Source organism: Pseudomonas entomophila (genome assembly GCF_013523125.1).
Lineage (GTDB): Bacteria > Pseudomonadota > Gammaproteobacteria > Pseudomonadales > Pseudomonadaceae > Aquipseudomonas > Aquipseudomonas entomophila_B.
In genome coordinates, this window is sequence record NZ_JAAMQJ010000111.1 from 1 (window position 1) to 618 (window position 618).

1 protein-coding gene is annotated in these 618 nt (G+C 58.4%); it reads left to right on the forward strand.

Features of this window, described 5'->3' with window-relative positions; translation table 11 throughout:
- On the forward strand, nucleotides 1-618 hold a 618-nt coding region (locus G7007_RS21845; protein WP_219859202.1), incomplete at both ends, for a DUF1565 domain-containing protein.

The following is a 618-nucleotide window of genomic DNA, read 5'->3' on the forward strand; positions in this document are numbered from 1 at the left end:
AGATCAACGCGGCATTGGCCGCTGCTATTGCCGCAGTGCCATCGAACACCAAGCGCTACTGGGTCAACCAAATCAGTGGGGACGATACAGCAGCAGGTACTGCTGAGGCGCCGTTGAAGACCATCATCCAGGCCTTGTCGCGCACTCCCTCGGGTGGACTGGTAACCATCTATTTGCAGGCCGATTACGTCATGGACTCGCGTATCACTATCGAGAATCGGCGCATGTACATCGAAACCGATAAGGAAGGGGTGAAGCGTAAAATCAAGGCGGGCTATTACAAGACTTCTGACGGTGCGGCCACTTACATGGCGGGATTCCTCCTGCGCGGCGGGGAAGCGCTGTTGACGTACTCCCAGGTAGAGCTGCCTTCGCCGGCCGGTTTGGCCCCAATGCCGGCGGGTATGCGTAATTCGTTCTTCACCGCCGATGTTCAGGGCGGGTCTGTTGCCGCCTCCGTAAAGCTCTCGTCCAGCGAGGTGATCTCTGCCGCAGATTCTTCTGCTTGCCTGATCGGCGCAACTCAAAGTGCGGTTGTGCTGCAAGTCATCGACACGATCTTCCCGGCCAATTTCGGCGGGCGTTATGTCTTCGGGGTCTCGGCCGGTACCAACGCCG